The following is a 25,286-nucleotide window of genomic DNA, read 5'->3' as shown; positions in this document are numbered from 1 at the left end:
GATTTCCGCTTTGCAGCGTGATTCACGGTTCGAAAACCGAGCGGTGAACATGTCTGATCTTTTCTGGCTGACGGATGCGCAGATGGCGCGCCTCGAGCCCTTTTTCCCGAAGTCCCACGGCAAGCCACGGGTCGACGACCGGCGTGTGTTGAGTGGGATTATCTTCATCAATCGCAATGGCTTACGTTGGCGCGATGCGCCTGCAGCATATGGCCCGCACAAGACCCTCTACAACCGCTGGAAGCGGTGGAGCGACAAGGGCGTCTTCGCACGGATGATGGCAGGTCTGGCTGCCGAGCACGGCGAACAGAAGACCGTCATGACCGACGCGACCTATCTCAAGGCCCACCGAACAGCGACCAGCTTGGGCGTGAAAAAGGGGGGCGTGGACGCCTGATTGGCCGGACCAAGGGCGGCATGAACACCAAGCTGCATGCCATCTGCGACAGCCAGGGCCGACCGCTCAACCTGTTCGTCACGGCCGGTCAGGTCAGCGACTACATCGGCGCACGGGCATTGCTGAGCAGCCTGCCTGACGTCGACTGGCTGCTCGGGGACCGCGGATATGATGCCGACTGGTTCAGAGATGCGTTGAAAGACAAAGGGATACGCGTATGTATCCCCGGCCGAAAACAGCGCAAGAAAACCGTCAAGTACGACAAGCGCCGATACAAACGGCGCAACCGGATCGAGATAATGTTCGGCAGGCTCAAAGACTGGCGGCGTGTGGCAACCCGATACGACCGCTGTCCGAAGGTCTTCCTCTCAGCAATCGCTCTGGCTGCAACGGTCATTTACTGGCTATGAGTCCTGACCCTAGTCATCGCCGGTTTCAAATGCTTCCTTCAGCATCTGAAGCTGAGCAGCTTTATTCTTAGCAAATGCGTAGTCTTCTGCGGCGCTGTTGATCAGTATTCTCCTGAATTTGCTCGGTTTGGCTGTTGCGCTGGCTATATGCCACAACCTGTCCAAAGGACATCTTTTCTGACAATAAGCGCTACTTTAGCATGTCGTCGTGATTTTCGATCTAATAAAATCAAGGACTTACGTTAGTGAGAAAGGCCATGTCACTTGGTTCGCATCACGCATCAATTGGCCCACGGTTTTTCCTGTATTGCATAGTGAATTGCCATTCATTGGCGCATAGTGCCGATGTTTCGCCGGTTCTCTTCGATTGGGACAACTGAATGGTTGTAAGGATCCCATTTGGGCAGGTGCGAGATCTGGATTTGGTCACAGCGGTGATCCCTGGCGGCCTCTTGGCCCAGGAGCAAAATGCTGCGGTCGCGTGTCCGCATCGCGGGCATCATGGCTGCAAAAGTTCGGAGCCATTCCTGCATACTGCCGCAGTTTACCTGGTTCCTACGACTCCAAACCTTCAAGTATGGCGCGCGATTGATGGCACTCGGCCAGATCGTGCGGCGTTGTGAAGTAAAGAGACGCGGTGATGCCACTCCGACAAACGGCGCGCGCTGCAAGAGCCTTATGTCGCGTTTTGGCGGCAAGCAGCAGTGCATCAAGTTCGTTGGACCAGAACAGTCCGACGTCATCCATTGTCCCCGTCTTCCGGACATATGGCCCACCAATCAGCTTGGCATCGGCTTTGTGCCCTTTGCACCGCTGGGCCAGGGCTTTCTCACCGGGGCGGGTGACATGGAAACCAGCTTTGCGCCCCGCGATTTTTGGGCAAACACATCGCTGACGGCACCGGAGAACCGTATCGCGCTGGCGGAGCTGCTGGCTCAAGGGAACAACATCGTGCCCATCCCCGCGACCACGCAGATGCCGCATCTGCGCGACAACCTGGATGCCGCTCAGATCAGTTTCACCGATGCCGAGGCACCAGACGCCTGATCCGATGGAACGCGCAGTGAAACGGCCGTCCGGCAATACCCGGGCGGTCCTTGACCTGGCCATTGCATTCGATTTCGCCGGTCACGCGCGCGGCCTCACGCATGACGCGGCGCAGCTACTCAGCGAACGCGTCTGCCCGCGCGGGCGCGTCCTTCAACAAGAGGCATGCCGCCTGATGCGCCCCGCGCCCGATCATCGGCGGGCGGGCTTCCCGGCACTTTGGCATCGCCTTTGGGCAGCGGGACTCAAAAAGACAACCGGGGGGCAGGTTCAGCGGGCTTGGCAATTCGCCCTCCAGCATCTGCGGCGCAATGCGAACATTCGGGTCCGGGACGGGAACCGCCGACAGCAGGGCCTGCGCATAGGGGTGTTGCGGATCGCGCACAAGCGCGGAGGCGGGCGCCCGCTCCATCGGTGCCCCCATATACATGACCAGCACGTCATCCGAGATGTGCCGCACCACGCCGAGGTCATGCGCAACGAACACGATGGCGAGCCCCATCTCGCGCTGCAACTCCTTGAGCAGGTTGACCACCTGTGCCTGGATCGACACGTCAAGGGCAGACACCGGCTCGTCGCAGAGCAGGACCTTGGGGCCAGCGACAAGCGCCCGCGCGATCCCGATGCGCTGGCATTGGCCGCCCGAAAACTCGTGCGGAAAACGGTTGGCCTGCGATGATGGAATACCTACCCGTTCCAGCATCGCAAGCGCCGCGTCCTGCCGGTCCTTGGCGTTCATCTCGGGCCTGAAAAACGTAAGTGGCTCGACCACGATCTCACGGATCGTCATGCGCGGGTTGAGCGATGCGATGGGGTCCTGAAAGATCATCTGCATTGTGGCCCGCAACCGCTGCATGGATGCGCGGTCATGGTAGGCAACGGGCTGCCCGTCCAGGGTCACATGGCCGGTCTCAAGCGGCGTCAAGCCTGCAACGGCGCGGATCAGCGTGGATTTCCCGCATCCGGATTCGCCTACGATGCCCAGGGTCTTGCCCGCTTCCAACGCGAAGGAGATGCCGTTGACGGCGCGCACGACACCGGGCGCCGACCAGGGCCACTTCTTTGTTTGCGCAACGTGAAAGGTGACGTGGGCGTTTTCGACAATCAGCATCAGGTCAACTCCTCGATCGGGCGCAAACAGGCACGACCCTTTTGCAGCACGGGCAGCGTGTCGCGGCAGGTGTCGACGGCGTCTACACAACGCGGCGCAAACGGGCAGGCCCGCGGAAAGCTGTGCTGGCTTGGTGGACTGCCGGGGATGGCCGTCAACGCATCGGACGGGTCCTCGATATTCGGGACGGCGCGCAGCAGACCGCGGGTGTAGGGATGGGCCGGTCGGTCGAACAGGGTGGTTGTGACCGCATCTTCCATGATGCGACCGCCATAAAGAACAAGCACCTCTTCGCAGAACCCCGCAACCACGCCCAGGTCGTGGGTGATCAGCACGACCGATGTCCCGAAATCCCGCTGCACGTCCGACAGCAGCTGCATGATCTGGGCCTGAACCGTTACATCAAGTGCGGTCGTCGGCTCGTCCGCCAGGATCAGTTTGGGCTGGCACATCAGCGCCATCGCGATGACGATGCGCTGGCGCATACCCCCCGAAAACTCGTGCGGATAGGCCCGCAGGCGTGCCTTGGCGTCGGGGATGCGCACTGCGTCCATCACCTCAAGCGCCCGGGCGCGCGCATCGCGGCGCGACATGCCCTCATGATGTTCAACGATCTCGGTCAGTTGCCGTTCGATGGTCATGTAGGGATTGAGCGACGACATCGGGTCCTGGAAGATGATGCCGATCTGTTGGGCGCGGATGCGGTTCATGCCGCTGTTTGAGGTCGCAAGAAGGTCCTGGCCGTTCCACAGGATCTGGCCGTCAACCTCGGCGTTCTTGGCCAGCAAACCCATGATGGCGAGTGCGATCTGGGACTTGCCCGATCCGCTCTCGCCGACCAGAGCGATGTTCTGGCCCGACCCAACGTCAAAGGAGACGTCATTGACCGCGTGGACCATGCCGTCGCCGGTGCGAAAGCGGATATGCAGGTTCCGGACACTCAGCATGTGGCCGTGCCTCTTGTTTCTGGACGGTTCAAATCATCTCTCCTTGGGGTCCAGCGCGTCGCGCAACCCGTCACCGATATAGAACAGGGACACCTGTGCGATCACGAAGATGGCGGCAGGAAAGCCCAGCTGCCACAAGGTGCCAAACGTCATGGTTGCCGCCCCTTGTGACAGCAGCGCGCCGATGGATGTGTTGGGTTCCTGAATGCCGACACCCAGAAAGGACACGAGGCTTTCCATCATGATCACCTCGGGGATGACGATCGACGTATAGATCACCACGACCCACAACACATTCGGCGCCAGATGGCGGAAGATGATCTTGAAGTCCGACATGCCCAGCATCCGCGCGGCATCCACAAACTCGCGGTTCTTGAGCATCATGACCTGCCCCCGCACGATCAGCAGACCCGCAGTCCAGTTCACCAGGATGATCACAAGGATCATCTGGCTCATGGAGCGTCCGAAAAACGCCTGCCAGACCACGAAGAAGATGATGTAGGGGATCGCCAGCCAGATGGTGTAGGCGGCCAGAACCGTGCGGTCGAGGCGTCCGCCATAGTAACCGGCCAGCGCACCTAGCATCGCACCCAGCATGACCGACACCGGGCCAGCGATGAACCCCACCAGCAGCGAGGTGCGCGTGCCCTGCACGACGCGGGCATAGAGGTCACGGCCCAACTCGTCGACACCGAACCAATGTCCGTTTTCCAAGGACGGTCCGCCATCTTCCTTGATGCGTCCCAGCACGTTCCAGTCGATCTCTTCAAAGGACCAGCGCGAAAGCAGGTTCCCGAAAATTGAAAACAGGATCAGCAGGCTGAGCATTCCGACCGAAAAAACCGCCATGCGGTTGTTCAGAAAGCGCCGTCCTGCATCCGCCCAGAACGAGCGGGAGGCGATCATCTCCGGCGCGCGTTCTTCGGCGAAAGCACGGGATTGCAGGCGGCGTCGGGCCGCAGACAGGATCATGACAGGCCCGCCCGTACCTTGGGATCAATCCAGGCGTACAGCAGATCAACCATCAGTGTCAGCGCAAAGGTCAGCACGGCGTAAAGGATCGCGAGACCCAAAAGGACCGCATAGTCGCGGCTATACGCGCCGTTGATAAAATCCTGCCCGATGCCGCCGGTGGAAAAAAACACGTCCACGAACACCGACCCCGTGATCATGTAGACAAAGACCGGCCCCATATAGGTCAGCGTCGGCAGTAGCGCGGGTTTCAGCGCATGGCGTAGGATAATTCTGTGTTCCGGCAGGCCCTTGGCTCGGGCGGTCCGGATGAAGGGTGAGTTCAGCACCTCCAGCATGGACCCACGCGTCAGGCGTGCGACAGAGGCCATGTAAGATGTGCCCAATGCCACCGCAGGCATGATGATGTATTGCCATTGACCCCCGTTCCATCCGCCGCCCGGTAGCAGGCCCCACGACAGGGTGAACAGCAGCACCAGCAGCGGCGCCAGCACGAAGTTGGGAAAGATTTGCGAGAATATGGCCAGGCCGGTCATGGTGTAATCCCAGAACCCGTTGTGCCGAAGGGCGGCGATGATCCCAAGCGGGATGCCCAGCACCAGCACGAACACGGCTGACCAGAACCCATAGGTCAGTGTCACCGGAAAGCCCTGCGCGATCACGTCGTTCACCGTCCGGTCCTTCTGCGAAAAGCTGGGACCAAAATCGAAACAGCAGACGATATTGCGCACATAGGTCCAAAGCTGGACATGCAGCGGCTCGTCCATCCCGTAACGCTCAAGCACGTTGGCCATCACGGCAGGGGGCAGGGGCCGCTCTGACGTGAACGGACCACCCGGTGCCAGACGCATCAGGTAAAAGGCAAAGATCACAAGGATCAAAAGCGTAGGCAGCACCATCAAGAGACGGCGAAGCGTGTAATTGAGCATAGGGCGTTCCTATCACTGGACGCGGATTGTGTCGGCAAGCGTGTTCGACCATACCGCGTAAGGCATGCGCTGTATTTGCTTCAGCGCATGCCCACAAGCAGGAGACCCCGGCACTTGGCCGGGGCAGGGTCGCGTCAGTCGGCGACGCGGTAAAGGTCTTTGGAATACCAGTTCTGCTCGACATTGTTCATCGGCCAGCCCTGGATGGCATCCGACAGCATGACATTGGTCGAGTAGTGATAGATCGGGATCACCGGCATTTCGGCGGCCACGATCTGCTCTACTTCGGTGTAGAGCGGTTGGGGATCATTGGACGACTTGGCCTCGGTCATCAATTCATCGACGCGCGCGTTCGAGAATTTGGCGTCGTTGTACCCAGAGTCAGTCGTCAGCAGATCAAGGAACGTGGACGCCTCGTTATAGTCGCCGCACCACGCACCGCGCGCCATGTCGTAATTCTGTGCGCTGCGGGTTTCCAGAAACACCTTCCACTCCTGGTTTTCCAGCGTCACATCGACACCCAGCTTCTGCTTCCACATCTGGGTCGCGACGATGGCCACCTGCTGGTGCGCTTCGTTGGTGTTGTAGAGGTAGTTAAAGCTCAGCGTCTCGCCGCCCTCGCCGTACCCGGCTTCGGCCAGCAATTCCTTGGCTTTTGCATCGCGCTCGGCTTGCGTCATCGACGCCATCTCGACCCCGGGCACCTCAAAGTCCGCGGTGGCCGCGGGGGTAAAGGTAAAGGCCGGGAATTGCCCGCCCTGCAGCACCCGATCCACGATCACCTCGCGGTCGATCGCCATGGCGAGGGCCTGCCGGACGCGCACGTCTTGGAACGCTTCGGGGCCCGAGGCCAGGTTGAAGTTGAAATAATAGTTGCACAGGCGGGGCAGGGCGAATGCCTCATCCGGGAACTCCTCGGCCAGCGCCGGGTATTGGCCTGCGGGAATGTCGGTCATGTCGACTTCGCCCGCGCGCCACCGCGTCAGCCCTTGGGCATCATCGCCGATCACCAGTGTCGTGACGGTTTCGAGCACAGTGCTCTCATTGTCCCAGTAATTCTCGTTCCGCACCCGGACCGAGCGTTCCTTGGGCACATGCTCCTCCAGCACGTAAGCACCGTTGCTGACCATGTTCTCGGGTCGGGTCCACTGCGCGCCATGCTCCTCGATCACCCATTTCGGCGCGGGAAAGGTCGTGGCATGCGTGACCATCTTGGTGAAATAGGGCAGCGGTTTCGACAGGTTGACGACCAGTGTCTTGTCGTCGGGGGCAGAAACGCCCAGTGCCGACGGCTCCATCTCACCGGCCACGATCGCAGCGCCATTCTCGATCGACATCAGCTCCATGTACCACGCATAGGGCGAGGCCAGTTCCGGATCGACGGCGCGCTGCCACGCGTAGACGAAATCGCCCGCAGTCACGGGCGTGCCATCGGACCAGACGGCGTTGTCGCGCAGCGTGAAGGTGTAGGTCAGGTTGTCCGCTGACGCCTCATGGCTCAGCGCGACACCGGGCACGAGATTGCCGTCCGCATCCTGATTGTACAGCCCCTCGAACAGATCGCGCACGATGTTGGACCCATCCACATCTTCGACAACCTGTGGGTCGAGGGACGAAAATTCGTCAAGTGTGCGGTAGGTGAACGATTGTTCCTCGGCCAATGTGACGCCTGCCGGCACATCGGCGGCAAAGGCGGGCATCGTCAGGAACGTCGTGGCAAGGGCTGCGGCGAAAAACGAGCGGCGTTGCAATGGAGATCTCCTCTGTTTGTTGTAATTCGTTTTGTGGTTGCATTGTGACTGATGCGCGACCAAGGCCAAGTCACGTTTGCCAAAATTGGCGCCACGGAAGGCTCTGATCGGCGGACTTCTGCCCAAGCGTGTAATTTCAGCTGAAAAACAGGACCTTGCGCTGACTGTTGCATCGCAATGGATTTTGTTTCGGCCAAGTGATGGCGCGTCACAGTCAAGATGACCCTCTTTGCGCCTGGACACGAAGGGGGAATTGGCGCCCGATCTGTCCGTGTCTTCTATTTTTCAATGGCTTGCGTGGATCACCCGCAACCCGCAGGGGGCGTCACTCAAAAGTCAGTTTGGGTGGACAGAGACCACGTCGTCGCCCCAGCCGAAGCTCCGGCACAGCGTGGTCATCGCGTCCCCTATCCGGTGCTTCAATGGCATGACGCCAGGAACGTACGCTGCCGGACGGGGCAGTGCCAAACGGGCGTCATGGCCCCTTCGGTCGTGCGCTGGGCAAGGACAGAAAACCGGCGGCGGCAATCATGGCAATTCCGGCCAGGGCAAGGGCCGCTGGCCATTCGCCAAAAAACAGCACCCCCCAGATCAGGCTGAACACCAGATACGTATAGTCAAAGGCCGCGATCGTCGCCGGTGGTCCGTTCTGGTACGCGAATGCGGCACCGACGCTGCCCACCAGGATTGACAGGGCAAGTGCCGCGACAATGGCGATCAGGCTGGCATCGACGCTGTGCCAGGGGCCAAGGGCGAAAGACCCGGCGGTCCCCGCAAACAGGCCAAGTCCGATCCCCGCAATGATGAACCCGATGTTGAGCGCGAGGGCGAGGGTGAAAGGATCGTCATCGCGGCACATGTGCGCCGTCAAAACCATAGCGCAAGCATACAAGAACGCGGCCAGCAGGGGCAGCAGCGTTGCCAGCTCAAACCCAGAGGTGTCCGGGCGCAATATCAAAACCACCCCCGCAAACCCCAGGAAAATCGCGCCCAGCACCCGCCGGGCTGGCCAGCGACGTGACAAGGCTGCTGTCAGCACCGTAATCAGGACTGGCGCGGTATAGTAGGCCGCCGCCGCCGCCGACAACGGCATGAACGGCAGGGCAGAATAGTAACTCAGCCACATTGCAATCAGCAAACCGCTGCGCAACGCAACCCAGAAGACCGAGACAGGCCTGCCTGTGCCGCGCACGCAAAGAGCACCCCACAACACCGGCAAAACAAGGGCCGACCGAAGGATGTAGATCTGCCAAAGCGGCAGCGACAGGCTTGTGGCCTTGATCAACGCATCACCAAGGGACAACGCCGCAACTGAAACCATGATGGCAATAACGGCATGCCGTGTCTGTCGTGTGTCGGTCGCCAAGCTGTGTTCTCCAAAGTATCGACGACCATGGAAATCATGTATGTTCTCATTTGAAAAAGGAGTTTTGGAGGGATTTGCATGAGTCAAGGTTATGAATTGCACCTGCGCGCCCTTCCGCCGCTCTCCCGCCTTCGACCGTTCGAGTCAGCCGCGCGGCTGGAGAGTTTTTCGCTTGCGGCAGACGAGTTGGGCATGACCCAGACGGCGGTGAGCAAACAGATCGGCCTGCTGGAACGCGAGTTGGGCACGCCGCTGTTTGAACGCCGAAACCGTGCCGTTTTCCTGACCGAAGCGGGTCGCAGGCTTGGCCATGTGGTCGGTACGGCGCTTGCGGATATTGCCGCGGAAGTCGCGCATATCCGCGGGCAACGCAGGTCGGACGAGCTGGTCCTGCATTGCCAGCTATGCGAGGCGTTTTACTGGCTCATGCCCCGCCTGTCGCGGTTTCACGAACAGTTCCCGGGCGTTGAGTTGCGGGTCCTGAGCGCGCTCAACCCGTTGACCCAAAGCGCGGAGGCGTTCGATGTCGCAATCCAGACGTCAAGTCGTGCATCAGGTTCGGCGCGGCTGGCATTTACCGCCGCAGATGACATTTTCCCGGTTTGCGCGCCCTCGCTCATTGCAGACCGGCAGGTTCCATTGTCCACCGCGGACCTCCTCGCCTTTCCGCTCCTGTCCCATTCTGTCATCCCTCAGGACTGGATGGAGTGGCACGATTGGTTCGAAACTGTCGGTCTGTCGGCCCCGGCCCGCCCGCGCATCATCCCCTTCGACAGTTACCCGGTGGCCCTGCAGGCTGCGGTCGCAGGGCAGGGCATCGCCCTGGGATGGCGGCGCACGACCGAGGCCATGATCACCGAGGGCAAGCTGATCCGACCCTGCCGCGAGAGTGTCTCGCGCCCCAATGAGCTGTCCGTGTTCCGCAGCGCAGGCCGGGATCAGCACCCGGATACAGATCGGCTGCTGGACTGGTTGTCGACGGAATTGGCGCAGTAGGGGGATCGGCGATAGGGCTGCCCCGTCACTGCTTCGCGTGTTCGAACTCCGACAGTATCCACTCCACGACCCGCCCGAGATGCCGCTGCCCCGTATGGTCTTTTGACCACGACACGTAAAGATGCGTGCGCGGCGGTTCCGGGTGCTCCCAAATCCTGACCAACCGCCCCGCAGAAACATCCCGCTCGACCATGTATGTCGGCACAAGCGCGACACCGTGCCCACCGACCGCCGCATCTATCGCAAGCGCCGCGCGGTCAAAGTTCAATACCCTGTGCCGTGCCGCGTGACCCGTGGCCTCGACCAGCCGCTCCCACCGACGATGCGCGTCCTGCAACAGCGGCAAGCACAGCAGGGCATCCAGATCCACCGGCGTGCCTGTCTGCATGAGATCCGGGCTGCAAACCGCCATGAGCCTTATGTCCGTCAGGTGCCGCGAGTGATGCGCCGGGTTCGGGTCCGGCGCGGCACCCGGCCATATCGCGATCTCGTTCCTGCCCAGACTGCGCGACAGAACCTGATCATGCACTTCCGTCCTCAGCGCGACCTTCGGAAACCGCGCCGCAAAGGCGCCCATCCGCGGCATCAACCATGTCGCAGCGGTCGATGATCCAAGGTGCATGGTGACGTGGTCCGCGGCCCCCGCCCCCATGACGTCCACAAGCGCCGTCTCCAGCGTCCCCAACGCCTCATCAATGGCCGCCCGGCATCTCGCACCCGCCGCAGTCACCGACACCCCGCGCGCGCCCCGCTCCAACAACACAACGCCAAGGTCCAGTTCCAACCGCTTGATCCGCTGCGACACCGCCCCGCGCGAGATGCACAGCTCATCCGCTGCACGCTGCAAGTTCCCGTGCCGGGCCACCACCGCAAACACCCGCAACGCGTTCAGATTAATATGGTTCACGCGGCGGACTCCTTGCCGATAGATTTTCTAAAGGCTCAGGCAAATGTCCTGTTTTGTCAAATCGAGGCAGGCGCCCGATATAGGGACGACAGCCGCGTTCCACGCGCCATCGCACAGGACAAGCACATGCCGCCCGCCACGCGCCCCGCCACACCACAGGACATCCCGCAACTCGTGCCGCTGCTCATGGCCGACGCGGCAGAGCGGCAGGCCAGGGATGCCATCCTGTGGACCGTCGCCGCCGACGCCGCCACCCAAATCCGCGACGCCCTGACAGTCGCGCTCACATCGACCAACCAGCCCTTCCGCCAATTCTGGCACGTGGCCGAAGAAGGCGGGAAGATCACGGGCGTCATCCACGCCATGCTGCTGCCGGTACCGCCCATCTATGCCGGTCCCAAGGGCCCACCAGGGCTGATCCTGCCCGACTCGTGTGTCGCCGCGAATGCCTCTGACGCCACCATCGACGCCCTGATGCAAGCGGCAGAAACCGCTCTGCAAGGGGCCGGTGCCCGGATCCTGCTGACATCCTTCGTAACGGGAGACCGCTGGCAACAGGTCTTCGACACCCGCAATTACGCGCCCCTCACGCTGTACCTCGCGCGCACGGATCTGCAGGGGCACAACATGCCGACACAGGTGCGCCCCGCGACCGACGGCGACGTGCCGGGCATCGTCACCCGCAGCGCTGAAAACCGTCAGGTGCTCTTCGACATAGATCCGTTCTGGGACATTCATCCAGAGGCTGACAGCCGCTTTGCCGCGTGGATGGCGCGCAGCCTGACGCTGCCGGATCGCGACATGATGGTCCTTGCCCCGACCGATCAGCTCGATGGCTACGTGATCGCACAGCCCGCCTCGCGCCTGCACTTCCCTCCGGCGCATGACATCAGCCGGACCGGTGTCATCGACGATTACTTCCACGTCGACTTTGGCGAGACCGAGACATTGGCGCAGAACGGGGAAGGGGCCACGGCACTGCTGCACGCAGCCGAAGCGGCCTTCGTCGCACGCGACATCCAGGCCGCATGCGTCGTCTGCCCCGCCGGGTGGCGATCAAAGATCAAGCTGCTGCGCGATGCTGGCTATGACACCGCCATGGTGTGGTCGATCAAACGGGACTGAGCGGTCAGACGGCGACCAGATGCGGTATCGGTTCGGACACCTCCGCCGTTGACGTATCGCGATGGGACAGGAACAGGATGGCCGGGCTTTCGATCCCCGCGCGGTCCAGTTCCGCAACCATGTCAGAGGCCGCGCAGCGCAGCACCTTCTGGTCCGCGTGCTGCGCCTTGCTGACAGCCGTCAATTCAACCTGATCCAGCAAGCCCGCGCGCGATAGGCAGTCGGCGATCTTGGGTGCTGCCGCCACTCCCATATAGACGGCCACATTGCTGCGCCCCGTCAGATGCGTCACCCAGTCCGGCACGCCGTTTCCGTCCGCGCAGCGACCGGTCGTCAAAACCAGCGTATCGCTCTTGCCCCGCTCGGTCAGAAATCCGCCAACCGCTGCCGCTGCACCGCTGGCTGCCGTCACCCCGGGCACAATCTCGTACTCAAGCTCCGCCGCCCGCAAGGCATCCGCCTCCTCGGCCCCGCGGGCAAACACGCCCGGATCGCCGCATTTCAGGCGCACAACCCGCTGCCCACGCTTTGCTGCGGCCACGATAACCGCGTTGATCTTGTCCTGCGGCCAGGCATGGCAACCGGGTTCCTTGCCCACGAACACCCGTTCGGCATCGCGGCGTGCCAGTTCCAGCACACCGGGATCGACAAGCCGGTCGTAAAAGATGATGTCGGCCTCCTGCAGCCGCTGCACACCACGCAGCGTGATCAGGTCCCTGGACCCGGGACCGGCGCCCACAAGGGCAACCGGGGCAGGGGCGGCCGCCGGCACCTTGCCGGTGCGGATGACCTCCTTGATCGCGCGGGCGACGGCTGCGTCACCCTCGCGGGCATGTTGGGCGCGGAGGGGGCCGTTGAATACCCAGCGCCACAGGTCACGGCGCTGACGTGGGCCGAGCCGCTGCGCGGCGTAGTCCCGCAAACGCCCGGCCAAAGCCGCCAGATCGCCCAGGCGCGGATCCAGCATCCGTTCCAGCGCCGTCTTGACCTGACGGGCCAGCACCGGGGCCGTTCCCTCGGTCCCGATGGCGACGACAACCGGGTCGCGGTCCACGATGGCCGGGGTGATCGCGTCGCACAGATCCGGCTGGTCCACGACGTTCACCAACGCGCCCGCGTCGCGCGCGACGGCGTGCAGCGCCGCATCAATGCCGGGGCAACCGGTGCCGACAAAAACCAGCGGTGCGCCTTGCAGGGCGCGGGCCGTGATCGGGCCCGTCCGATGTGTGATCCGCCCCGCATCCGCCAGCGCCTGCAATTCGACATCGAGCGTCGGCGCGAACACCTCGATCGCAGCTTCTGTCTTGAGCATCAGACGGCATTTCTGCGTCGCCTGTTCACCACCGCCCAGGATCACGACGCGGCGGTCGGTCATGGTCAGGAACATGGGAAAGGTCTTCATGGCGTGTCTCCTATTCTGCGGCGACGGCTGGGGGTTCTGCGGGCATCAGCAGACCCTGAAGTTCAGGTTTGCAGGCGCCGCAATTGGTGCCTGCGCCGGTGCAGTCACCCAACGCCTCGACAGAGGCGGCGCCGTCTGCGACGGCACGTCTCAGATCGTTCAGGCCCACGCTCATACACGCGCAAACGGTTGGGCCGGGATCGGGTTGCGCGCCTGCGGCACGTCCCGCAAGTGCGGCGCTCGCGGGCGCGTCCTGGCCAATGGCGGCAATCGCATGTGCCCGCGACAGTTGCACAGGTTCGGGCGACAGGAACAACAGCGCGCGCAGGCGTCCGTCCACCCGGTGAGCGATCCGCTGCGTTCCGGTCGCGGCATCCGACACGAGGCTCACGCTGCCGTTCAGCGCACCCACAAGCTGGCTCAGCAACGCCTCCGCATCGACAGCAGCGGACACTCCGGCCAACTCGGCCTGCCACCCGGTCTCTGTCCGGGCGACAGCGCAATACTCACATGTCGGCGCAACAGCATCTTCGCAGGCCAGAAACCCGTACCAGCGCGCCTCGAAACGGCTGGCCCGCACGCGCCCGAATTTCAGCGCGGGTTGCCCGGATATGGGGTCGGTGCCGGTCTGGACCACGGTATTGATCGTCCCGCGCGTCGCGCGCTGCCGCGTCCAGTGCATGGGCGCAAACAGGGCGCCGCGGGCCACCCGGTCGGTCGGCAAGCTGCGTAGGATGGCGCGGTTCTTGCCGTCACTCAGCACGCACAGCTCTGCCGTGCCAAGGCCAAGTGCGTCGGCATCGCCGGGGTGAATTTCCACATAAGGTTCCGCCAGATGCGTTCCCAAGCGCGGCGCCTTGCCGGTCCGTGTCATCGTATGCCACTGGTCGCGGTTGCGGCCCGTGTTCAGGTGAAACTGGCCCGAGGCGACGGGCGCAGGCGCCGTCACCGGCAACATTCGCGCCTTGCCATCCGGATGGTAGAACCCGCCATCCGCAAAAAAGCGCGCGCGCCCCTTGCCTGCCTCCGGCACCGGCCACTGCACAGGGGCCAGCGCGTCATATTCCGCATCGCTCAGCTGTGCCAGCCCGCTGATGTCAAAATCCCGCTCGAACGGGCGCATCGCGGCAGACAGGGCCGCGTGTTCCCGAAACACATCCGCCGGGCTGTCGTAGGCAAAGGCGTGCCCCCACCCCATCGCCGCGGCCACATCGCTGATGATCTTCCAGTCCGGGCGCGCCTGTCCCGGCACCGGCAGGAATGCCCGCTGACGAGAAATGCGGCGCTCGGAATTCGTGACCGTCCCGCTCTTCTCGCCCCAACCGGCGGCAGGCAACAGCACGTCCGCCAGATCGCCCGTGTCCGTGCGCGCCATGATGTCGGACACGACCGTGAACGGCACGTTCTTGATGGCGTCCGCCACGCCTTGCGCATCCGGCAGGCTGACGGCGGGGTTGGTGGACATCACCCACAGCGCCTTGATCCGGCCATCGGCACAAGCCTTGAACAGGTCCACCGCCTTCAGCCCCGGCGCCTCGCACATCGTGGGGCTCGCCCAAAACGCCTGCGCCGCATCCCGGTGCGCGGCGTTCTCGATATCCAGATGGTTGGCCAGCATGTTGGCCAGCCCGCCCACCTCGCGCCCGCCCATCGCGTTGGGTTGACCCGTGACAGAAAACGGCCCCATGCCCGGCCGGCCAATGCGGCCCGTCGCCAGATGACAGTTCAGGATCGCATTGACCTTGTCCGTCCCACAGGTCGACTGGTTCACGCCCTGGGAATAGACGGTCACGACCTTCTCGGTCCCCGCCCACATCGAATAGAAAATCGCCAGATCGTCCGCCGACAAACCGCTGTCGACGGCGTCCGTCGCATAAGCGGCAGCGAGGGCGGAGTCGAACCCGTTCACATGCGCAGCGACATAGGCGCGATCCACGCGCCCCGACGCCGCCAGATGCGCCAGCAGCCCGTTGAACAGGGCCACATCGCCATCGGGCGCCACGCTCAGATGCAGATCGGCCAATTGCGACGTCGCCGTGCGGCGCGGATCGACATTGACGATCCGCATTTCTGGCCGGGCCTCCTTGGCCGCCGCAATGCGCTGGTGCAGGACAGGATGACACCATGCCAGGTTCGACCCCACCAGCACGATCAGATCGGCGTGCTCCAGATCCTCGTACGTCCCCGGCACTGTATCCGACCCAAAGGCACGCTTGTGCCCCGCCACCGACGACGCCATGCAAAGCCTTGAATTCGTGTCGATATTGGCCGCGCCGATGAACCCTTTCATCAGCTTGTTGGCGACATAGTAATCTTCGGTCAGCAACTGGCCCGAGGCATAGATCGCCACCGCCTCGGGTCCATGATCACGGATGGCCTCGGAAAACTTCCGCGCCACCAAGGCCGTCGCCTCGTCCCAACCCGTCTCGATCCCCCCGACCATCGGCGCCAGCAATCGGCCTTCCAGGTCAATGGTCTCGCCCAGGGCCGAGCCCTTGGAACACAGCCGCCCGAAATTGGCCGGATGCTGCGCGTCGCCCTTGATCGTGCCGTCCTGCGACGCGATCACCCCGCAGCCTACGCCGCAGTATGGACAGGTGGTACAGGTGGTCATGCCGCCGTCCGGGCCTGCAGGAATGTCGTATCAAGCAGGATGCGCCCGCCTTCGACACGGGCCGGGTAGGTGGCAACCTGCCCCTCGTCATTGCCCTGCACCAGACCGGTCTCAAGCGAGATCACCCAGTTGTGCAGCGGGCAGGTCACGGCGCTGCCATGCACAATCCCTTCGGCCAGCGGCCCCTGCTTGTGTGGGCAGGTGTTGTCGAGGGCAAAGACCTCGTCCGCCGCCGTCCGAAACACCGCGACACAGCCTTGCCGCGTCTTAACAACACGCGCCCCGCGTTGGGGAATGTCGTCGAGGGCTGCAATATCAATCCAGTCGGTCATTCCGCAGCCTCCAGCGTCAGGTTCGCAACGGGCCGGTAGATCGCCGCTTTCTTCTGCGCGTGTTCGGCCCAAGGGTCTTTCTGATAGACGGTCTGGGACAGATCAAAGCGCGCCGCCAGCGCATCGCGCTCTGCCGGGTCGGCAATACGCTCGCGTATCCAATCCAGCCCCACCTTGTTCATCCACTTGTAGATGCGGTCGAGATACTTGGCGTTCTCACGATACAGCTGCGTCATCGCCTTGATGACAACAATCGTCTCTTCCTCGGTCTCGACGTCGATCAATCGCTCAACCTCGCGGACATCCATGCCCGCGGCGCCGCCGATCCCAACCTGAAAACCGCTGTCCACACAAACGACACCGATGTCCTTACAGGTGGCTTCCGCACAATTGCGCGGGCAGCCCGACACACCCAACTTCAGCTTGTGCGGCGTCCACGACCCCCACAGCGCTTTCTCCAGCTTGATACCCAAACCGGTGGAATCCTGCGTGCCGAACCGGCAGTGATCGGTGCCCACGCAGGTCTTCACCGTGCGCAGGCCCTTGGAATAGGCATGGCCCGACACCATCCCGGCGTCGTTCAGATCGGCCCAGATGCTTGGCAGGTCCTCGCCCTTCACACCCAGCAGGTCGATGCGCTGCCCGCCGGTGACCTTCACCGTCGGCACGTCATATTTGTCGGCGGCATCGGCAATCGCGCGCAACTCGTCCGGCGTGGTGATCCCGCCCCACATGCGCGGCACAACGCTGAATGTGCCATCCTTCTGGATGTTGGCGTGCTTGCGTTCGTTGATGAACCGCGATTGCGGGTCGTCCAGATACTCCAGCGGCCAATCGGCAATCAGGTAGTAGTTGAGGGCAGGGCGGCACACATGGCAGCCATCGCGCGTCTTCCACGCGCATTCCTGCCACACCGCGTCCATGGACTTGAGTTCCTGGCTCTTGATCATGCGCCGCACGTCTTCATGCGTCATGTCGGTGCAGCCGCAGATGGGCTGCGCGCCGGGCAGGACGAAATCATCGCCCAGCGTGACGGCCAGGACTTGCTCGACCAAACCGGTGCAGGTCCCGCAGGACCCCGACGCCTTGGTCACGGCGCGCACGGCGGTCAGATCGCCCGCGCCCCCTTCGATCGCGTCCACGATGGTGCCTTTGCAAATGCCGTTGCAGCCACAGATTTCCGCATCACGCGGTAAGGCTGCAACGGCTGCTAAAGGGTCCACGGGGGCACCCCCTTGATACGCAGGCCCAAAGATCACCGTATCGCGCATCTCTGCGATGTCGGTCTTGTCGCGGATCAGGCCAAAGAACCAACCCGAGTCCGCCGTATCACCGTACATCACCGTACCGACAACCACGTTGTCCTCGATCACCAGCCTTCGATAGACCCCGCGCCCGGGGTCCCGGAACACGATATCCTCGCGGCCCTCCGCATCCGCAAAGTCGCCCGCGCTGAACAGGTCACACCCCGTGACCTTCAGCTTGGTGCTGAGTTCCTTCTGCACAAACGCCGCCTCTTCCCCGAGGATGGTCTGCGCCGCCACCTTCGCCTGATCATACAGCGGGGCGACAAGACCAAAGATCGCGCCGTTGTGCTCAACGCATTCACCCACGGCGAGGATGCTTTCATCGGACGTGACCATCTGGTCGTCTACATGAATGCCCTTGCCCACCGCAAGACCAGCCTCAGCCGCCAAAGCCACGTTGGGGCGGATACCGACTGCCATGACCAGCAGGTCACAAGGCAGTTCTGTCCCATCGTCCAGCAGCAGCGCGCGTACCTTGCCGTCGTGCCCAAGGATTTCCTTGGAATTGGCCTGGCACAGCACCGTGATGCCCTTGTCCACCAGCGCCTTTCGCAACAGATAACCCGCCGCCTCGTCCAGTTGCCGCTCCATCAGGTGGCCCATGATGTGCACAACCGTCACGTCCACACCGCGCGCCGCCATACCGGCGGCGGCCTCAAGCCCCAAAAGGCCGCCACCAATGACCACGACCTTGTTCTGTGGTCCCATCGCCATCATGAGTTCGGTATCTTCCAGATCGCGATAGGCAATCACACCGTCCAGATCGTGGCCGGGCAGGGGGATCATGAACGGGTTCGACCCGGTGCCGAAGATCAGCTTGTCGTAAGGAAGGACATCGCCGTTTTCCGCCGTGACCGTCTTGGCCGCCCGATCCACCGATGCCACCCGCTCGCCAAAGCGGCAGGTCACACCGTTGGCCTCGTACCACTCGGCGTCGTGGGTCACGATCTCTTCGTAGGTCTTGTCGCCCGCCAATACAGGCGACAGCATGATCCGGTTATAGTTCCCGCGCGGCTCGGCATTGAACAGGGTCACGTTCACGTCCGCGCCCGCGTCAAACAGGTGCTCCAGCGCACGGCCCGAGGCCATGCCAGCACCGATGACAATGATGTTCTGGGTCATCTCTTTCACTCCGCTGCCATCGCTTTTGGCTTAGGTTTCGGCTTGGCCCCGTGCTCATATTCCTCAAGGAAATCAAGCACATCCTGCCGGTAGGTGTAGTAGTCCGGATGCTCGAGCAGCGCCTTGCGCGTGCGCGGGCGGGGCAGGTCCACATCCACGATCTTGCCAATGGTCGCCTGCGGCCCGTTGGTCATCATCACCACCCGGTCGGCCAGCAAAATCGCCTCGTCCACGTCATGCGTCACGCAGATGGCCGTCACCTTGGTGCGCGACCACACCTCCATCAGCACTTCCTGCAATTCCCACCGCGTGAGCGAGTCGAGCATCCCAAACGGCTCATCCAGCAGCAGCAGCTTCGGCGAGAGCGCAAAGGCGCGGGCAATGCCCACCCGCTGTTTCATCCCGTTCGACAGGGACGCGGCCTGCTTGTCCATCGCATCGGCCAGACCCACGCGCTCCAGGTAGTACTCCACCACATCCTGCCGCTCCTGGCGGCTCGCGCGCGGGTACACCTTGTCCACACCGATCGCCACGTTCTCCTTGGCGCTCAGCCAGGGAAACAGGTTCGGCGACTGGAAGACGACCGCCCGCTCCGGGTCCGCCCCCTCCACATGGCGCCCATCCAGCTTGATGGCCCCCTTCGATATCTCGTTCAGCCCCGCGGCCATGGTTAAAACCGTCGACTTCCCGCACCCCGAATGCCCGATCAGCGAGATGAACTCGCCCTTGTTGATCTTCAGATCGAAATCCTCAACGACCGTCAGCGGCCCCTTCGGGGTCGGATACACCTTGTGCAACTGGCTGAAATCCAGGAACCGGTTCTCGATCATGCCCTTCTGGGCATCAGCAACAGCCGACGGCACACCGTGAATGGGGGTCACATCGGGCAACGACTTCGTCCCTTCGACCTTCGCCTCGATCCCGACATCCATCAGGTACTTGGTCACATCCGCCCGCAACCGCTTGAACTGATCGTTGTGGTTCATCTCCATACGATCACGCGGGCGGGGGATGGAAACAGAGAACTCGTTACCCAACGTCCCATCGGGGTTCAGCGCAATGATGCGATCCGCCAGAATAATGGCCTCATCCACATCATTGGTAATCAACACACAGGTCTTCTTGTCCGCTTCCCAGATATGTTCGATCTCGTCGGCCAGATTGGCGCGGGTCAGCGCGTCCAATGCGGACAAAGGCTCATCCAGCAACAGCACCTCGGGGTTCATGGCCAGCGCACGGGCCACATTCACCCGCTGGCGCATACCGCCCGACAATTCCGCCGGACGACGCGTTGTCGCATGACCCAGGCCCACCATCTTGACATAATGGTCCACCTTCTCGGCGCGCTCCGCCCTGGACAGGCCCGGGAAAATGGTATCAACGGCCAGCCCGACATTCCCGTTCACCGTCAGCCAGGGCATCAGCGAATAGCTCTGAAAGATCACGCCGCGCTCCGGCCCCGGCCCCGTGATGGGCGCCCCCTTGAACAGCACCTCACCGGACGAAGGCACATCCAAACCCGCCATCAGGTTGATCAGGGTCGTCTTGCCGGTCCCGGAAAATCCAAGGAGAACCAGAAACTCCCCCTCTTCCACGGACAGAGAGATGTTTTTCAAAACCTCCGTCCGCTCGGTGCCAGCCTCGAAATGCTTCGATACGTTTTTGAACTCGATCATGCTCATGGCGCTCACCGGTTGTTCGTGAAGGTGAACATGGACTGGATGGCGTACATCAGACGGTCCAGAAGAAAGCCGATGATGCCGATGGTGAACACGGCCACCATGATCTTGGCGAGCGATTGCGACGACCCATTCTGGAACTCATCCCAAACGAATTTGCCCAGACCGGGGTTCTGCGCGAGCATCTCGGCGGCGATCAAGACCATCCAGCCAACACCAAGCGACAGACGCAGACCGGTAAAGATCAGCGGCAGGGCCGAGGGCAGGACCAGCTTGGTGATCTTGGTCCAAGTGTTCATCTTTAGCACCTTGCTGACGCTCACCAGATCCTTGTCGATGCTTGCCACGCCAAGGGCCGTGTTGATCAGCGTGGGCCACAGCGAACACAGCGTCACGGTGATGGCCGAGGTCAGGAAGGATTTGGCAAACCACCCGTCCGCCGCATAGGTGGCCGACACAACCATCGTCACGATGGGCAGCCACGCCAGCGGCGACACTGGCTTGAAAATCTGGATCAGCGGGTTGATCGCCGCATTCACCGTCGGGCTCAGACCCGCAGCGATGCCCAGCGGGATGGCCACGGCGGACGCGATCAGGAAACCAAAGAACACAGTCAGGATCGAGGTCCAGATCTGGTCATAATAGGTCGGCTTGCCGGTATAGACGCGCTGCTTCACCCGGTCAGAATTCCCCTCAGCAATCAGCTTCGCGTTGCGCTCATCCTGACGAACGTAAAACGCCGCCTCTTTCTCTTTCTCGCGCTGGGCATCTTCGTGCAGGTTGCCCACCTGTTCCCACACCTGCGCCGGACCGGGGATCGCACCCAGCGATGTCTGGACGGTCGGCGCGAGCGAGGCCCACGCGACCAGAAACAGACCGATGGCCAGAAGCGGGACACCCAGCAGGCGCCAGATTTCCTTGGTCTGTGCCTTGGGGTTGTCACCGGCGGCGGCCTTCAGCACCGGGGTCAGCCACGCCAGCCCCAGAACCTGGAACCATTTGTCGGCGGCGTTGATGCGGGTGAATGTCCGCTGCTTGCGCTCTTCGCGCGCTGCGGCGTCCAGATCGGATGGGTCGATGGCGGTCATGTCAGGCTCTCCTGGCGGTGGTGCGGGCGGCGTGGCGTGCGCGCGCAGGGCTCGAATGGGCGGATGCTGCAATGCAGCGGTGTACGGGCTGTGCACGTTCGGTGCACAGGTTGTGCACAGGATGTGACAGGGTATTTCGCGGCACTGCAGCGTGCCTGTTTTTTGGGCAGGTGCCCCGCCGTTGGGGCAGATTTGCTGCGAGGCAGCGTAGGGTGGGCAATGCTGCCCACCCCGTCATTTCTTTCAACCTTCGACCGCGTTGCCGACGACGGTTTGCTCACCTTTCAGACCGATGGGCAGGCTGTCGATATACGCGTTGGGCGCTTTGCCGTCATAGGCGATGCCGTCGATGATGTCGGCGGCAGGCGTCGGTGCCTTGAACCCGTCGCTGTCCCAGGGGAAGTCGGCTTCGTTGGCCAGACCTTCGTCCACCAGCATACGCGCGGCTTCCAGATAGATCGCGGGCTTGTAGACCTCGGCTGCGGTGTCGAAATACCACTGGTCCGACTTGGCTTCGGCAATCTGACCCCAGCGGCGCATTTGCGTCAGGTACCAGATGGCGTCGGAATAGAACGGGTATGTCGCATTGTAGCGGAAGAACACGTTGAAGTCCGGCGCCGGGCGGCGGTCGCCCTTTTCGAATTCGAAGAAGCCGGTCATCGAGTTGGCGATCACTTCGTAATCCGCGCCGACATATTCCGAACGGGACAGGATCTCGACCGCGGCTTCGCGGTTGGCGTTGTCGTTCTCGTCCAGCCAGATGGCCGCACGGATCAGCGCCTTCGTGATGGCCAACGTGGTGTTGGGGTTTTCCTCGGCAAACTCCGCGTTCAGGCCAAACACCTTCTCGGGGTTGTTCTTCCACATGTCGTAGTCGGTGATGACCGGCACGCCGATGCCTTTGAACACAGCCTGCTGGTTCCACGGCTCACCCACCGCGTAACCATATATTGTGCCCGCTTCCATGGTTGCGGGCATCTGTGGGGGCGGGGTCACGCTCAGCAGCACGTCTGCACCGATTTGGCCGGTGATGTTTTCGGGGCTGTAATAGCCGGGTTCCAGACCACCGGCGGCCAGCCAGTAGCGGATTTCGTAGTTGTGCGTGGAGACTGGGAACACCATGCCCATGTTGAAAGGCAGGCCTTGGTCTTTGTAGTCTTCGACAACGGGTGCCAGGGCTTCGGCGCTGATCGGGTGCTGCGGACGACCATCGTCCATCAACGGCACGTGGGGCTTCATCTCTTCCCAGATTTCATTGGAAACGGTGATGCCGTTGCCGTTGAGGTCCATGGAAAAGGGCGTGATGATATGCGCCTCGGTGCCGTAACCGATGGTGGCGGCCAGCGGCTGACCCGCCAGCATGTGCGCGCCGTCCAGCTGCCCGTCGATCACGCCGTCCAGCAGCACTTTCCAGTTCGCCTGCGCTTCCAGCGTGACGAAAAGGCCCTCGTCTTCGAAATAGCCATTCTCGTAGGCGATGGCCAAGGGGGCCATATCGGTCAGCTTGATGAAGCCAAATTTCAGCTCATCCTTTTCCAGATCCAGCAGCTCGGCGTGGGCCGCCGTGCCAAGCAGGGCTGCCATGGCACCTGCGAATGTAAAGAGACGGGTCATCCTGTCGGTCCTTTTTTAACAAAAAAGCCGCCCGTTCCACGGTGCGCACGGGAGGAGGTGTACGCATTAGGAACGAGCGACTTTGCTCTTGATAGAGCCCCCAACGTGGAGGCAGAGAGAAGCAACTTTGCTTCGTTGATCTCAGACTAGCGGGCGATTCCGTCGAGAAACAACAGGAAAGTTGCGTTGGGACGTGGAATCCTGCTGCGATGCAGCATCTGCTCAAAAACTAATCACTCAGACGGGCTGAAATCAAAAGTTTCGCCATCAAAAAAAGCATCCGGCCCCAAAATCATCTCCCCCCGCGTCGACGCCACGGCCATGGGGTGGGTCAGGGCGCCCTCGATTTTGGCGGATGCGCCAGGCATGTCGACGCCGATGGGGCCCAGGTGCCTGCGGTAGCAATCGGGACGCATAGCCCGTTGAGCCATGTCTATGGCGTGGTCGCGATTGATGCCGGCCAGGCGCGCAATCTCGGCCCCGATCCAGGCGGCTTGACTGCGCCAAGGAAAGTTCGCCGCCCGGTCGTGAAAGCGCAGGAAGCCGGGCACATCCACCGGGGCGGCGCCAAATTGCGTGGCAAAGCGGCCCATCAGCGCGTGGTCCAGCGCAGCATGCGGCAAGTCCAGATGCGCGCTGCGGGCCAGGATTTCGATGGCGAGGGGGCGGTTTTTGGGGGTGTCCAACCACGCCGCTGCCCGCGCAACGGCCCGCATTAGCGCGCCAACAACGCTCGGGTTGTCCTCAACCCAAGCGTGCCGCGCGGCCAGAACCTTTTCCGGGGCATGGGCCCAGATCGCAGCGCCGGGCAGGATCAGCTCGCCCACATCATTGCCAACCGCCACAGACCCCCAAGGCTCGCCCACGCAGAACACGTCAATCTCGTTCGAGGCGACGGCATCCGCCATCAGCGGCGGCGGCGTCGTGATGATGTGCAGGGTGGACGGATCGACCAGACCGGCATGACCGATCCAGTATTCAAACAGCAGCCGGTGCATGGAATAGGGAAAGGGCACACCCACGCGCAGCGGCCGGTCGAGGGCAGACAGCAATGGGCCAGCCGTCTCTTGCGGCGCAGCAAATCCACCCGGCCACCCCTTGGCGCGCATCGCGTCGGCCATCTCGTTCGAAACCCCGATGACCGTTCCATTCACCGAAAGCACCATCAGCGCATCAATCCGCGCCATAGGCCCGCTTAGCCCAAGCGACATTGCGATGGGCATCGGCGCCAGCATATGCGCGACATCCAGATGCCCGAGCGCCAGCAGGTCGCGCAGCGCGGCCCAGGACGGCTGGCGCAGCAGGTTCAGCGACAGCCCCTCATCGGCGGCAAAATTCAATTCTTGCGCAACGATCAATGGGGCGCTGTCGACCAGGGGCACGTAGCCGCAATTCAGGCGCGTGGTACTCATGTAAGCAGATCCGATGCGGTCAGCAGTGCCTGTGCCACCTCGATCACCTTGCGGTTCTGCGACATTGCTGTCTTGCGCAGCAGGGCATAGGCCTCTTCCTCGCCCACACCCTTGGCGCGCATGATCATGCCCTTGGCGCGGTCCACGGTTTTGCGGTCCGCGAGCGCCTGCTTTGCGGCCTCAAGCTCGTTGCGCATCTGGCTCATCATCTGGAAGCGGGCGATGGCGGTCTGTAGCACCGGCTTGATCCGGTCGGGCTGTAATTCGCCTACTACGTAAGCCGACAGGCCAGCCGCCACCGCGGCCTGCGTCATCTCGTCATCCGAGCGGTCAACGAACATCGCCACAGGTCGACTTTGCGCCTCGGAGGCCACGCTGACCTGCTCCAACGCATCGCGCGACGGATTGGCCAGGTCGATCAGCACAAGGTCCGGGTCGAGGGCCGCCAGCTTGCGCGCAAGCCCCGTCACATCCCCCAAAACAACGACGTCGTTCCAGCCCCCTTCCTTCAGCGCGTCGATGATATCCCGCGCGCGGTCCGGGTCCGGTTCAATTACCGCGATTTTCATTTCTTCAGTCACGGGTGACGTGGTGCGCGATGGGCGGCGCGTGATCCATCCGCGACGCACGGGCTGCCGCCTCATGTTGCATTGCACACAGTTTGCGTCCCAACGGTTGAGCATTGCGCACAAAATTCCAGCACAGAGCAAACAAAGCACTGGCGCGGCTCAGCATTCCGCCGCACAGTCTGCACCGTT

Annotated in this window: 20 protein-coding genes; 4 read left to right on the top strand and 16 right to left on the bottom strand. The window is 62.4% G+C overall.

What is annotated here, in order from left to right; translation table 11 throughout:
• Window positions 1-49: 49 nt before the first annotated feature.
• A protein-coding gene (locus BWR18_RS12380) for an IS5 family transposase (protein ID WP_157598909.1) occupies window positions 50-807 on the top strand; the annotation gives its coding sequence in 2 pieces (ribosomal slippage) (window positions 50-371 and window positions 371-807; 759 coding nt in all).
• A gap of 678 nt (window positions 808-1,485) precedes the next feature.
• Window positions 1,486-1,854, top strand: a complete 369-nt coding sequence (locus BWR18_RS21900) for an aldo/keto reductase (RefSeq protein WP_076628625.1) — start codon at window positions 1,486-1,488, stop codon at window positions 1,852-1,854.
• A gap of 115 nt (window positions 1,855-1,969) precedes the next feature.
• On the opposite strand, the gene BWR18_RS12370 is transcribed toward BWR18_RS21900, so the two are convergent.
• From BWR18_RS12370 to BWR18_RS12345, 6 genes are all read right to left on the bottom strand, one after another.
• Window positions 1,970-2,965, bottom strand: coding sequence for an ABC transporter ATP-binding protein (locus BWR18_RS12370; RefSeq protein WP_076628624.1), 996 nt, complete (start codon window positions 2,963-2,965; stop codon window positions 1,970-1,972).
• Window positions 2,965-3,912 carry an ABC transporter ATP-binding protein gene (locus BWR18_RS12365; protein ID WP_076628622.1) on the bottom strand — a complete coding sequence of 316 codons (948 nt, stop codon included), beginning with the start codon at window positions 3,910-3,912 and terminating at the stop codon, window positions 2,965-2,967. Before BWR18_RS12365 ends, BWR18_RS12370 begins: the two co-directional genes overlap by 1 nt.
• Before the next feature lie 33 nt (window positions 3,913-3,945).
• Window positions 3,946-4,884 (bottom strand): ABC transporter permease, encoded by a 939-nt coding sequence (locus BWR18_RS12360; protein ID WP_076628620.1) that lies wholly within the window; start codon window positions 4,882-4,884, stop codon window positions 3,946-3,948.
• On the bottom strand, window positions 4,881-5,813 hold the full coding sequence (oppB, locus tag BWR18_RS12355) for an oligopeptide ABC transporter permease OppB (RefSeq protein ID WP_076628618.1): 933 nt from the start codon (window positions 5,811-5,813) through the stop codon (window positions 4,881-4,883). The genes BWR18_RS12360 and oppB overlap by 4 nt, the downstream gene beginning before the upstream one ends.
• Window positions 5,814-5,947: 134 nt before the next feature.
• Window positions 5,948-7,513 (bottom strand): peptide ABC transporter substrate-binding protein, encoded by a 1,566-nt coding sequence (locus BWR18_RS12350; protein ID WP_076630295.1) that lies wholly within the window; start codon window positions 7,511-7,513, stop codon window positions 5,948-5,950.
• Between the two features lie 526 nt (window positions 7,514-8,039).
• Window positions 8,040-8,930 carry a DMT family transporter gene (locus BWR18_RS12345; RefSeq protein ID WP_254684851.1) on the bottom strand — a complete coding sequence of 297 codons (891 nt, stop codon included), beginning with the start codon at window positions 8,928-8,930 and terminating at the stop codon, window positions 8,040-8,042.
• 78 nt (window positions 8,931-9,008) lie between these two features.
• Here BWR18_RS12345 and BWR18_RS12340 point away from each other — a divergent pair, with 78 nt between their 5' ends.
• A complete protein-coding gene (locus BWR18_RS12340; RefSeq protein WP_076628616.1) occupies window positions 9,009-9,926 on the top strand; it encodes a LysR substrate-binding domain-containing protein in 918 nt (305 codons plus the stop codon).
• 25 nt (window positions 9,927-9,951) lie between these two features.
• Here BWR18_RS12340 and BWR18_RS12335 read toward each other — a convergent pair whose 3' ends face one another.
• A complete protein-coding gene (locus BWR18_RS12335) occupies window positions 9,952-10,833 on the bottom strand; it encodes a LysR family transcriptional regulator (protein WP_076628615.1) in 882 nt (293 codons plus the stop codon).
• Window positions 10,834-10,959: 126 nt separating this feature from the next.
• Here BWR18_RS12335 and BWR18_RS12330 point away from each other — a divergent pair, with 126 nt between their 5' ends.
• Complete coding sequence (locus BWR18_RS12330) at window positions 10,960-11,958, top strand: hypothetical protein (RefSeq protein WP_076628613.1); 999 nt, start codon at window positions 10,960-10,962, stop codon at window positions 11,956-11,958.
• Window positions 11,959-11,962: 4 nt separating this feature from the next.
• On the opposite strand, the gene cysG is transcribed toward BWR18_RS12330, so the two are convergent.
• The 9 genes from cysG to BWR18_RS12285 all read right to left on the bottom strand — a co-directional run bounded on the left by cysG (window position 11,963) and on the right by BWR18_RS12285 (window position 25,109).
• Complete coding sequence (cysG, locus tag BWR18_RS12325; RefSeq protein WP_076628612.1) at window positions 11,963-13,360, bottom strand: siroheme synthase CysG; 1,398 nt, start codon at window positions 13,358-13,360, stop codon at window positions 11,963-11,965.
• A 10-nt stretch (window positions 13,361-13,370) separates the two neighbouring features.
• Window positions 13,371-15,974 (bottom strand): nitrate reductase, encoded by a 2,604-nt coding sequence (locus tag BWR18_RS12320; RefSeq protein ID WP_076628610.1) that lies wholly within the window; start codon window positions 15,972-15,974, stop codon window positions 13,371-13,373.
• Window positions 15,971-16,306, bottom strand: a complete 336-nt coding sequence (nirD, locus tag BWR18_RS12315; RefSeq protein WP_076628609.1) for a nitrite reductase small subunit NirD — start codon at window positions 16,304-16,306, stop codon at window positions 15,971-15,973. Before nirD ends, BWR18_RS12320 begins: the two co-directional genes overlap by 4 nt.
• On the bottom strand, window positions 16,303-18,735 hold the full coding sequence (gene nirB / locus BWR18_RS12310) for a nitrite reductase large subunit NirB (RefSeq protein WP_076628607.1): 2,433 nt from the start codon (window positions 18,733-18,735) through the stop codon (window positions 16,303-16,305). The genes nirD and nirB overlap by 4 nt, the downstream gene beginning before the upstream one ends.
• Window positions 18,736-18,740: 5 nt before the next feature.
• A complete protein-coding gene (locus tag BWR18_RS12305; protein WP_076628606.1) occupies window positions 18,741-20,417 on the bottom strand; it encodes an ABC transporter ATP-binding protein in 1,677 nt (558 codons plus the stop codon).
• 5 nt (window positions 20,418-20,422) lie between these two features.
• Complete coding sequence (locus tag BWR18_RS12300; RefSeq protein ID WP_076628604.1) at window positions 20,423-21,502, bottom strand: ABC transporter permease; 1,080 nt, start codon at window positions 21,500-21,502, stop codon at window positions 20,423-20,425.
• 243 nt (window positions 21,503-21,745) lie between these two features.
• A complete protein-coding gene (locus BWR18_RS12295; RefSeq protein ID WP_076628603.1) occupies window positions 21,746-23,116 on the bottom strand; it encodes a CmpA/NrtA family ABC transporter substrate-binding protein in 1,371 nt (456 codons plus the stop codon).
• 233 nt (window positions 23,117-23,349) lie between these two features.
• On the bottom strand, window positions 23,350-24,528 hold the full coding sequence (locus BWR18_RS12290) for a CmpA/NrtA family ABC transporter substrate-binding protein (RefSeq protein ID WP_076628601.1): 1,179 nt from the start codon (window positions 24,526-24,528) through the stop codon (window positions 23,350-23,352).
• Complete coding sequence (locus BWR18_RS12285; protein WP_076630293.1) at window positions 24,525-25,109, bottom strand: ANTAR domain-containing response regulator; 585 nt, start codon at window positions 25,107-25,109, stop codon at window positions 24,525-24,527. The genes BWR18_RS12290 and BWR18_RS12285 overlap by 4 nt, the downstream gene beginning before the upstream one ends.
• Window positions 25,110-25,286: the final 177 nt, after the last annotated feature.

Source organism: Tateyamaria omphalii (assembly GCF_001969365.1).
Classification (GTDB): Bacteria; Pseudomonadota; Alphaproteobacteria; order Rhodobacterales; family Rhodobacteraceae; genus Tateyamaria; species Tateyamaria omphalii_A.
Note: the sequence above shows the minus strand (reverse complement) of the source record. Positions and strands in the feature narration are given on the sequence as shown.

What these genes read in the sequence shown, in the direction of transcription:
- BWR18_RS21900 (WP_076628625.1), top strand. Translation starts at nt 1,486, where the DNA reads ATGTCGCGTTTTGGCGGCAAGCAGCAGTGCATCAAGTTCGTTGGACCA.
- BWR18_RS12370 (WP_076628624.1), bottom strand. Translation starts at nt 2,965, where the DNA reads ATGCTGATTGTCGAAAACGCCCACGTCACCTTTCACGTTGCGCAAACA.
- BWR18_RS12365 (WP_076628622.1), bottom strand. Translation starts at nt 3,912, where the DNA reads ATGCTGAGTGTCCGGAACCTGCATATCCGCTTTCGCACCGGCGACGGC.
- BWR18_RS12360 (WP_076628620.1), bottom strand. Translation starts at nt 4,884, where the DNA reads ATGATCCTGTCTGCGGCCCGACGCCGCCTGCAATCCCGTGCTTTCGCC.
- oppB (WP_076628618.1), bottom strand. Translation starts at nt 5,813, where the DNA reads ATGCTCAATTACACGCTTCGCCGTCTCTTGATGGTGCTGCCTACGCTT.
- BWR18_RS12350 (WP_076630295.1), bottom strand. Translation starts at nt 7,513, where the DNA reads ATGCCCGCCTTTGCCGCCGATGTGCCGGCAGGCGTCACATTGGCCGAG.
- BWR18_RS12340 (WP_076628616.1), top strand. Translation starts at nt 9,009, where the DNA reads ATGAGTCAAGGTTATGAATTGCACCTGCGCGCCCTTCCGCCGCTCTCC.
- BWR18_RS12330 (WP_076628613.1), top strand. Translation starts at nt 10,960, where the DNA reads ATGCCGCCCGCCACGCGCCCCGCCACACCACAGGACATCCCGCAACTC.
- cysG (WP_076628612.1), bottom strand. Translation starts at nt 13,360, where the DNA reads ATGAAGACCTTTCCCATGTTCCTGACCATGACCGACCGCCGCGTCGTG.
- BWR18_RS12320 (WP_076628610.1), bottom strand. Translation starts at nt 15,974, where the DNA reads ATGACCACCTGTACCACCTGTCCATACTGCGGCGTAGGCTGCGGGGTG.
- nirD (WP_076628609.1), bottom strand. Translation starts at nt 16,306, where the DNA reads ATGACCGACTGGATTGATATTGCAGCCCTCGACGACATTCCCCAACGC.
- nirB (WP_076628607.1), bottom strand. Translation starts at nt 18,735, where the DNA reads ATGACCCAGAACATCATTGTCATCGGTGCTGGCATGGCCTCGGGCCGT.
- BWR18_RS12305 (WP_076628606.1), bottom strand. Translation starts at nt 20,417, where the DNA reads ATGAGCATGATCGAGTTCAAAAACGTATCGAAGCATTTCGAGGCTGGC.
- BWR18_RS12300 (WP_076628604.1), bottom strand. Translation starts at nt 21,502, where the DNA reads ATGACCGCCATCGACCCATCCGATCTGGACGCCGCAGCGCGCGAAGAG.
- BWR18_RS12295 (WP_076628603.1), bottom strand. Translation starts at nt 23,116, where the DNA reads ATGACCCGTCTCTTTACATTCGCAGGTGCCATGGCAGCCCTGCTTGGC.
- BWR18_RS12290 (WP_076628601.1), bottom strand. Translation starts at nt 24,528, where the DNA reads ATGAGTACCACGCGCCTGAATTGCGGCTACGTGCCCCTGGTCGACAGC.